This window comes from Nostoc sp., from assembly GCF_035638895.1.
Lineage (GTDB): Bacteria > Cyanobacteriota > Cyanobacteriia > Cyanobacteriales > Nostocaceae > Nostoc.
In genome coordinates this window covers 1-9,013 of record NZ_DASQZC010000174.1, presented here as the reverse complement: position 1 = coordinate 9,013, position 9,013 = coordinate 1, and the positions used below count along the sequence as shown (strand labels likewise).

Below are 9,013 nucleotides of genomic sequence, written 5' to 3'. Positions count from 1 at the left end.
AGATTGGTTAGTATATTCCAGACTTTTTCAGCTTTAGCTGAAATTTCAATATCTGTATAAATTTCCAAAGTATTTCTCCTATTTAGTGTTTGTTCTGTTTGGGAAAATATAGAAACTTTCATGCTTTTTATCCTGTTAGCGTTTTTTGTGTAAATTAAAATATAAGCTAGTAGTTTTGATACTAGCTCTGTTGAACTTTTCTCATTAATTGAACTAAAAATAGTGCAAACATAATTACAATTAAGCTAAATATGTATTGTGGGTTTAAAATTTTCATTACCAATGAGGAGAGTATAGGCCCCGATGCACATCCAGAACCATATATAGCTGTAAAAATTGCACTTCCAGAAGATAATTCATTCCTAGAAAGCTTTGCTCCAATGAGTGCCAGTGATAACGGGAAAATTGGACTCACGCTAGCTCCTGAAGTAAAGGCAAAAATCTGAATAGTAATGAAGTTATCGGCTAACGAAAGAGACAGAATAGAAATTAGTGAAACACACACACAAATTAAAAGAATCTTTAATCTGCTAAATTTGTCTGCTAAATGGGTAACTGGAATAGTTGCAAGCAGACCTCCAATCACGAATACAGTAAAGGTAAAACCTATCTGCGCCACGCTGTAGTTCTGTCGCAGCAGATAGACTGGATATAAAGATACTAGAGTAGCTACGGTAAAACCATAGGCAAATGCACCTTGAAGCGGGAGTGTAAGTTTTTTGAACCCAATACGTGACGAAGGTTGAAAAACGATCGCTCTTTCTGGCAGACCTATCCAGACAACAACCATACCACTCAGAACTAAAATACTGCCCAAAAAGAAAGTAATTTTTGGAGAAACATTATAGAGGGCGGAACCTATAACTGGGCCAATACCAAATCCAAAGCTATAAGCTAGAGCATGAAAACCGCTAGCTATTGCCCGATTACTGTCATGGCAAAAGCAGTGTAATCCAGTTTGTCCACACACTAAGTACAAACAGGAAGCAATACCCATGATAGTGCGGATTAAAAACCATAAAGGCAATTGCGTAGTCATGGGAAATAGGGGCGCACTCAAACCCATAAGTGCCAGTCCAAGCATCATAGTCTTACGCAATCCTAATTGACGCAATATGTATGCCACTAAGGGTGCGCCCAAGGTTATCGACATAAAGTATACTGTAGAATTAGCTCCAATCCAGACATCATCAACTTGATGTTGAGCCATGAGCGTTGAGATAAAGGGAGTAAACAGCCCCATAGAGATACCGGAAATAAAACCGATAATATATAAGGCTGGTAAACCTGTGGAAAAGGGAGAAGTTGATACTTTTGAAGAAATTTCCTGCATTGTTTAGGTATTATATATTTGCAGTCAGAGTAATATGTTGGCGTTGCTGAATGCAGGAATGGAGGAATAATTTTGAGCATTCGAGTAAACAGCAACGACGACTTGCGTCACAAGTACTCCCTAAAGTTATTTGCGCTGCCGAACGCCTTCTTCTATCGGCGATATAACTGCAAGCATATTCTCTATCAAATCCAAGTATTGCTTGCCCAGTTGGTTGATGGTTGCAGGAAGATGAAAATTGCGAGAGTATTCGATTTCTAAATGGAAAGTGCCATCGATAATGGAAAAGAAAAACTCTAACAAGGTTGTGCGTTTTTGTTCAGGAGGGGACAAACGCCGATCGCGATCTTCCTCAATGAACTCAAACAACTCAAACACAGGTTGGGTGCGATTCCCCAGATAATTGGCTCTAATTGATGTCAGATTAGCATCAGGATAGATATAATTTGGCAAGCGATCGCATATCCAATCAAAGGTGACGCCGTTCATTGGCAGTGCATCAAAACCATCTTTGATATGCTTGATGGTTTTCTCCCACTTTTCCTCATAGTTTACCATTACGCCGACGGGGAAATTCACTGCAAAGTTACCAAAGCTTTCCCAGTAAATATGGTTATCGCCCAGATCCCTACCGTGGCTACGATGACTCAACACTACCCAAGAAGTCCCACACCAAACAGCCGTCAGTTGGTATAAAGGAGCCAGTAAAAGTGTATACAAATTGCAACCATAGTGCTGTTTGGCTTTGCGTAAGAGTGTGTCACTGTTAGCTTTAGTGAGAGTGAATCGTTCAGTAGCAGCAGAAGCTTCGATATTAGTCCCCTTGATATGGTCAAAGGGAACATGAAACGCATATTGTCGAGAAGGAAATTGGGATTTCCAATAATCAACGTGGCTGGCCAAAGCTCCTTTTTTATCTTCTTCCACAAGCAAACGCACAAAATCTGCGTAGGAAGGTGGTGAGGGGTTTTCAAAACTAGGCACACCACCCATCAAAATCTGGTTGTATGCGTACCAAAGTTCTTTAAATAACACAGTTGTACTCAGCATATCAGCAATGATATGGTGGGCAATCATGGTGATGTCGTAAGTTGATTCATCAACTTTGACCACGATTGTTGCTAATAGCGGCCACTGCTCAAGACGTAGTTTTTGACTGCTTTGCTCGATGCGAGAGCGGATTTCACGATCGCGTTCGCCTGCACTCAGGTGACTACCATCAAAGAAATCTACAGGAAATTGCTTTTCTGTACCCATGATTTGCTGCTGCCATTGTCCATTGTGTTGCACAAACAAAGTACGCAGAGCAGGATGCCGTGCCATCATCAAGTTGAAAGCTTTGTTGAAAACGTCCAGATTCAAAGCTTGGCGGTAGCGAAAACGTGTATACCCCATCCACTGATAAGGAGGCTCGAAGTATGTCACCAGCCATTTCTGCGCCGGCCCCAGTGGTAAGTATTCCTGAGCAGCATCAATGGTTTCGTCCGGTTTTTGTTTCGGCTGACTCTTATTCAGCAGCGCCTGGAGAGCATTGCGATCCAGCTTGCCATTATGATTCTTAGGCAGACTGGGCAACCATTCCACACGTTGCGGAATCATATAATCAGGTAGTAGTCGGGAGAGATGTTCCTTGATTTGCCGATTATCCACCTTGTTTCCAGACAACCAAGCTATTAATCTTTTTTGCCCAGCCCCATAATCTATAGCTAAAACTGCTGCTTCGCGCACTGCTGGATGAGTATTAAGAACGCTCTCAATTTCTCCTAGTTCTACACGAAAACCCCGAATTTTTACCTGGTTGTCAATCCGTCCGTGATATTCAAAACTACCGTCTGGCAATTCCTTCGCCAAATCCCCAGTCCGATAGAGATAATTTCCGGGAATTTGCAAAAAGGGATTGAGGCGAAAAGCTTCTGATGTGCGTTGCAAATCATTTAAGTAACCTTTGGCAAGTTGTACACCTCCAATCCAAAGTTCTCCCAACTGCCCAGGTACGACTGGCTGCATTTGCTCATCTAAAATCTTGATGTAAACATTATCAATAGCTTTACCGATGGGAATTTGATTAGTCACTTGTTCATTAGGACGTTGCTCAATGATATGAGCAGTCACGTCAATGGATGCCTCTGTTGGCCCATAGAGGTTTGCTAGTCCAGTATCCGTTCCATACTTGTCAATCCAACGTTGGATAAAAGGTAAGGGCAAAGCTTCACCACTAAAAATTAACCAGCGCAAGCCAGGAAATTCCCAAGATTCATCTTCTAAAGCACTGATAAATTCGCCAAACAATGAAGGCACGAAGTGCATAACATTGATTTGGGTATCTTTGATCCACTGAGCGAATTTCCAAGGATTGATTACTGTTTCCCTTTCTACTGGGCAAATAGTCGCTCCCTCCATCAACGTCCAGAAGAGTTCCCAAACGGAGATATCGAAACAAAAAGAGGTTTTTTGAGCAACTCTGTCTCCAGGTTTCAGGTTGAATGTATTTTGCATCCAGCGCAGGCGGTTCATATAACCCCCATGGTTGAGCATTACTCCTTTGGGGCGTCCGGTGGAGCCAGAAGTATATAGAACCGTCATCAAATCATCGGGATCGTTAGTATAGGGCGGATCTTGATCTGAGAAAGTAGACCAAGTATCTTTACTAAGTAAGTTTAGTTCTTTGTTGGGACTGAACCCGTCGCCATCGTCCAAAAATAGCAAAGTATGCAATGGTAATTCTGCATCCAAACACTCTTCGAGTTTGTTAGTTAGTTGATACTCAGTTAACAAAGTGCCAATCTTAGCGTGTTCGAGAATGTAACGGATGCGATCGCCTGGGTAGGAAGGGTCAAGAGGAACATAAGCTCCACCAGCTTTGAGGATGCCCAAAATTCCGACTAGCATTAAAGGGTTGCGCTGTGTCATGATGCCGACAAGCGTGTTTGGGCCTACACCCTGAGTCTGCAAATAATTGGCAAGCTGATTAGAAAGGTGATGTAACTGGGCGTAAGTAAGTTTAGTTTCTTGATGTAGAACTGCGATCGCTTCAGGTGTTAGCTGAACTTGTTCTACAATTTTCAGGTAAGGAATTTCTGTAATATTGCTCATCTCAATGATTTTCCTCTGAAGTTTTAAATGATTACTTTGAATCTTCAATTTAAAATCTAAAATTTTGTGAGTGTGTTTGCCATTTCTTGCAAACTCCTGCAACTTAATAAGGCTTGGCGATCGACTTTCCCAATTAGCTTTTCCAAGCGGGTAATAATGCGGATACGTTCTAGGGAATCTACACCTAAATCCGCCTCCATATCTTTGTCCATTTCGTCGGGACTAATTTGGTAGTGACAAATTTCTTCCGCTACCTGTCGAATTGTGGACTCAATTTTTGCATCTGCTTGTGATACTGATACCAGTTCTGTTGGCTGTTGGGATTGAATTGTCAGTGAGCATAATTCCTCTATCTGAGCAATGTATTCCTGCATTAATTGATTAATAACGGGCAAGTCGAAGAATTTGTAGTCATAACTAGCAAACAGATGCAAACTGCCGTCGAATATCTCTTGTAATATATCAATGGTTCCAACAGCATTTATGCCACCTGCTTGATAATCAATTACTTCTACAGGGCCGTATTGAGTTTTGATATGAGTATGACCTGTGTAGGGAAAGTATAAATTTGATTTCAAGACGCTTCTAAACATAGATAAACTATGCTCAGGTATTTTGCCGTCTTCTAAGGCTATATTGTCCCGGAACATCAGCCCCATCTGGCGAGTCTGCGCTCGGTCTAGACCGATGGCGATGCCATTTTGAACTTCTTGATGTACACGGTTTAAAAGAGTTTGCCAATCTTCATCCGGTTGTGGTGGCGTAAAACTTAGGGCTAAATTCTGCGCGAAACTACTGACTATATTAGAAGCATCCGCGCCAGGATAAACTCTACCGCCGGTGGGGACTTGAACTATTACAGATTGTGAAGACTGCTGCAACTTGACAACGGCTCGCAGAAAAGCTCCCAGCAGCAAAGAATTTACAGGTAATCGCCAGTCACGGGTACGTTCAATCAGTTTAGCAGTGCGATAGCGTCCCAAAATGTACCGTTGAGTGTGGAATTGAGGGCGTGGGTGGTCAACAATATCGCCTTTGGGGTTCCAGAAGTAAGAATCTTTGCCTTGGCTACTAGTGTAGGCTGCCAACGCTCGGTCTTCTTCAGGATCGTGCCAAGCGTTCATGGTTTGCACTAATTGGCGGTAATCTTCTAAGGTCGTAGCTGGAGGTAGATCGGGCTGATCATTGCAGATATTTGCGCGATAAATTTCTAGAAATTCACGCAATATGAGATGATTTCCCAGAGCATCAGAAATTAGGTGTTCGTTGCCTAAAAATAGCTGATATACCGAATCTTCTAAGCGCAATACAGAAAATTTATGCAATGGCCATTCAGTCAGGGGCCATTCATAATTTAACCAGCGATCAACTTCTGCCTGTACAGCCTGCTCTTTAGCATCACTGTCAAGATGTCTGATATCTGTAACTGGAATTTCTGGAGGAGTTGGATCTTCCATAACTTCCATTAAGTATTCATTAAAGCGAGTCGCACCCTCTGGGACGTCGAAGCGCGATCGCAACATAGGATGCCGAGATAGTAAGTCTTTCCAACTCTGCCAAGCAATATCTAAGTCGAAAGGCCCTTGTAAACGCAAACTAGAAAACAGGCTGTTGGAATTTACCACCCAGTGACCTAACAAGTGAAAATACTGTCCATGAAGCATTTCCACATTATTTATTTCGCCCTGTCTACTAAGTTTTTCTGCGTTAGTAACTACAGCGTCTCCATCACTGACGATGTTTTGCTCATCCGAGCTTTGCCACTCATCAAATATCTGAATTACTTGCCTCAGTGTCTGCAACTGCATCAAGTCTCGCAAAGAGAACTTGCTACTAAATGCTGTCTGTTGGTCTACTGGAACCAATTTTATCAGACCGCTCATCAGTTGCATCATCATGATTGAATCCAATCCCAAGTCTGCCTCTAGGGAAATATCTAAATTTAATTGCTCTAACTTGAGTCCAGTTGTCTTAGCAGCTAGAGCCAAGATACGCTCCTCTAGGGTTGTATCAGAAATGCTGATGGCAGGAATTTCTGGCTTTTGAACTGGAACTGACTCTTGCTTAGTGACTGCTGTATCAATCCAGAAACGTTGGCGCTGGAAGGGATAAGTAGGCAGAGGGACGCGGCTACGCTGATAATCGTGGTCAAAGCCAGACCAGTCCACCTTCACACCTTGAATATACAGCGATGCCAAACTCTGGAGCAACTGCTGCCAATCGTTTTGTCCACGACGTAAAGAAGGCAACCAAACTCCCACACTATCAGGTAAAGACTGTTGCCCCATTCCTATAAGTACTGAATGTGGGCCAATTTCCACAAATAAATCATACCCTTGTGCTTGAAGTGTTTGCATCCCTGCGGCAAATCGTACTGGCTGCCGCAAATGACGACGCCAATAACTGGCTTGACCAATTTCTGCTGGCTGCACTAGTTGTCCAGTCACATTGGAAATTAAGTCTATTTGGGGTTCATGGTAGACCAACTCGCTAGCGCGTTGCTCAAACTCTGCCAAGATTGGTTCCATCAGAGGAGAATGAAAGGCATGAGAAACCCGTAAGCTCCGGTACTCAATTCCTTGTGCTTCCAGTTTTTGCAACACTGTCTGTACTGCTGGCGACGCCCCTGAAATAACCACATTTTGCGGGCCATTAACCGCCGCGATTGCTACTTGCTGATTATTAGGTATCGCCGCGATTACCTGTTCTTCCGATGCAAACACTGCCGCCATCTCACCCCCTGGTGGTAATGCTTGCATTAAACGGGAGCGATCCACAATCAACTTTAACCCATCTTCTAAGCTGAACACCCCAGCTACACAAGCTGCTACATATTCGCCGACACTGTGACCCATCACAGCATTCGGTTCAATCCCCCAAGAGCGCCATAACTCATACAGAGCATATTCCAAGGCAAATAAAGCTGGTTGGGTATAAAGTGTTTGGTCGAGGGGAGAATTTTCACCTGTGGTGGGATAAATTACAGACAACAGGGGTTTTGGCAGATAAGGGCGTAAGATTGCATCGCAGCGTTCCAGGGCTTGGCGGAAAGTCGGCTGGGTATCATAGAGTTCGCGTCCCATGCCTACATATTGGGAACCTTGCCCGGTGAACAAAAAGGCGATCTTGGGTTGACGGGATTTATCAACTTGCCCTTTGAAGAAGTCACCAGTATTTTGCCCAAGGTTGAAGGCTGCTAGCTGTTCACACACCTGATTTGAGTCTTCAGCTACCACTGCCAAACGATGGGCAAATACAGAGCGGCCTGTATTGGCAGTAAAGCAGGCATCGGCTAGGTTTATGTCAAGATTAGTTCTGAAGGTTGTGTAAAAGTTACTAATTAACTCTTGTAATCCGCTTTCAGTTTTCGCTGAGAGACTGAGCAAATGTAAGGGGCGTTCTACTTCATTGGGCTGCTGCTGGCGGGTAGGGGCTTCTTCGATGACGAGGTGAGCATTGGTACCAGTTACACCAAAACCACTCAACCCAGCAATCCGGGGTTTATCTCCAGAAGTCCAGGGCGATCGCTCGGTTGGTACTAACACTGGCAGCTTTGCCCACGGGATGAAAGGATTGGGATTTTTGAGGTGTAGATGAGGGGGTATCTCTTGATGTTGCAGTGACAGCACCACCTTGATCAGTCCCGCCACTCCTGCTGCTGATTCTAAGTGACCAATGTTGGTTTTTGCCGAGCCAATGATTAAAGGCTCCTGTGGCGATCGCTCTTGGCACAACACTGCCCCTAAAGACTCGACTTCGATCGGATCTCCTAAAGATGTTCCTGTGCCGTGGGCTTCTACATAGCTGATTTGTCCAGGCTCTACCCCAGCGTTAGCCAAGGCTTTGCGGATTAGTGCTTGCTGGGCTACCCCATTAGGAACTGTCAAACCACTACTGGGGCCATCTTGGTTGACGGCTGATCCCCGAATCAGAGCTAAGATATTGTCACCATCAGTGATCGCATCACTAAGGCGCTTGAGAACAACAACCCCACACCCTTCTCCCCTGGCAAAGCCGTCCGCAGCAGCATCAAAAGTCTTGCAACGGCCATCGGGCGCTAACATCCTGGCTCGACAAGTGGCAATGGTAGCAATTGGTGAGAGGATGAGATTCACCCCACCAGCTAAGGCTAGATCGGACTCTTGACTACGCAGACTTTGGCAAGCTAAATGGATAGCTACCAGTGAAGATGAGCAAGCCGTATCTACCACCATACTTGGCCCCTGTAGACCCAAAGTATAGGACAAGCGACCAGCTACAGCATTAAGACAATTGCCTGTAGCACTGTAGGCATCGATTTTGGTGCGATCGCTAGACCCAATCTGGAGTTGCAAATAATCATTGGTGGTAATCCCGACAAATACGCCGGTTTGGCTATTTCTCAAGCGATCGGGTGCAATGCCAGCCTGCTCAACCGCCTCCCAACTGACCTCCAACAACAGCCGTTGCTGGGGGTCCATGTTCTCAACTTCCCGTGGGGTAATGCCAAAGAATTGGGCATCGAACTGGTCTACTTGGTCTAGAAAGCCGGCATTTTTAACATACATCTTTCCTGGTGCATCAGGGTCTGGATCGTAGAATTCATCA

Annotated in this window: 3 protein-coding genes; all 3 read right to left on the bottom strand. The window is 44.3% G+C overall.

Translation table 11 applies throughout. The features are described from left to right. Positions 1-181: 181 nt before the first annotated feature. Positions 182-1,333: an MFS transporter gene (locus VE944_RS08625; RefSeq protein ID WP_324975210.1), complete on the bottom strand. Its 1,152-nt coding sequence runs from the start codon at positions 1,331-1,333 to the stop codon at positions 182-184. Between the two features lie 126 nt (positions 1,334-1,459). After that, the gene (locus VE944_RS08620) at positions 1,460-4,426 is read right to left on the bottom strand and encodes an amino acid adenylation domain-containing protein (protein ID WP_324975207.1); all 2,967 of its coding nucleotides are present in this window, start codon (positions 4,424-4,426) and stop codon (positions 1,460-1,462) included. Between the two features lie 56 nt (positions 4,427-4,482). Continuing rightward, a partial coding sequence (locus tag VE944_RS08615) for a polyketide synthase (RefSeq protein WP_324975204.1) occupies positions 4,483-9,013 on the bottom strand: 4,531 nt, incomplete at its 5' end.

Bases quoted from the DNA above. Each gene is read 5' to 3' on its own strand.
- VE944_RS08625 (WP_324975210.1), bottom strand. From the start codon at position 1,333: ATGCAGGAAATTTCTTCAAAAGTATCAACTTCTCCCTTTTCCACAGGT.
- VE944_RS08620 (WP_324975207.1), bottom strand. From the start codon at position 4,426: ATGAGCAATATTACAGAAATTCCTTACCTGAAAATTGTAGAACAAGTT.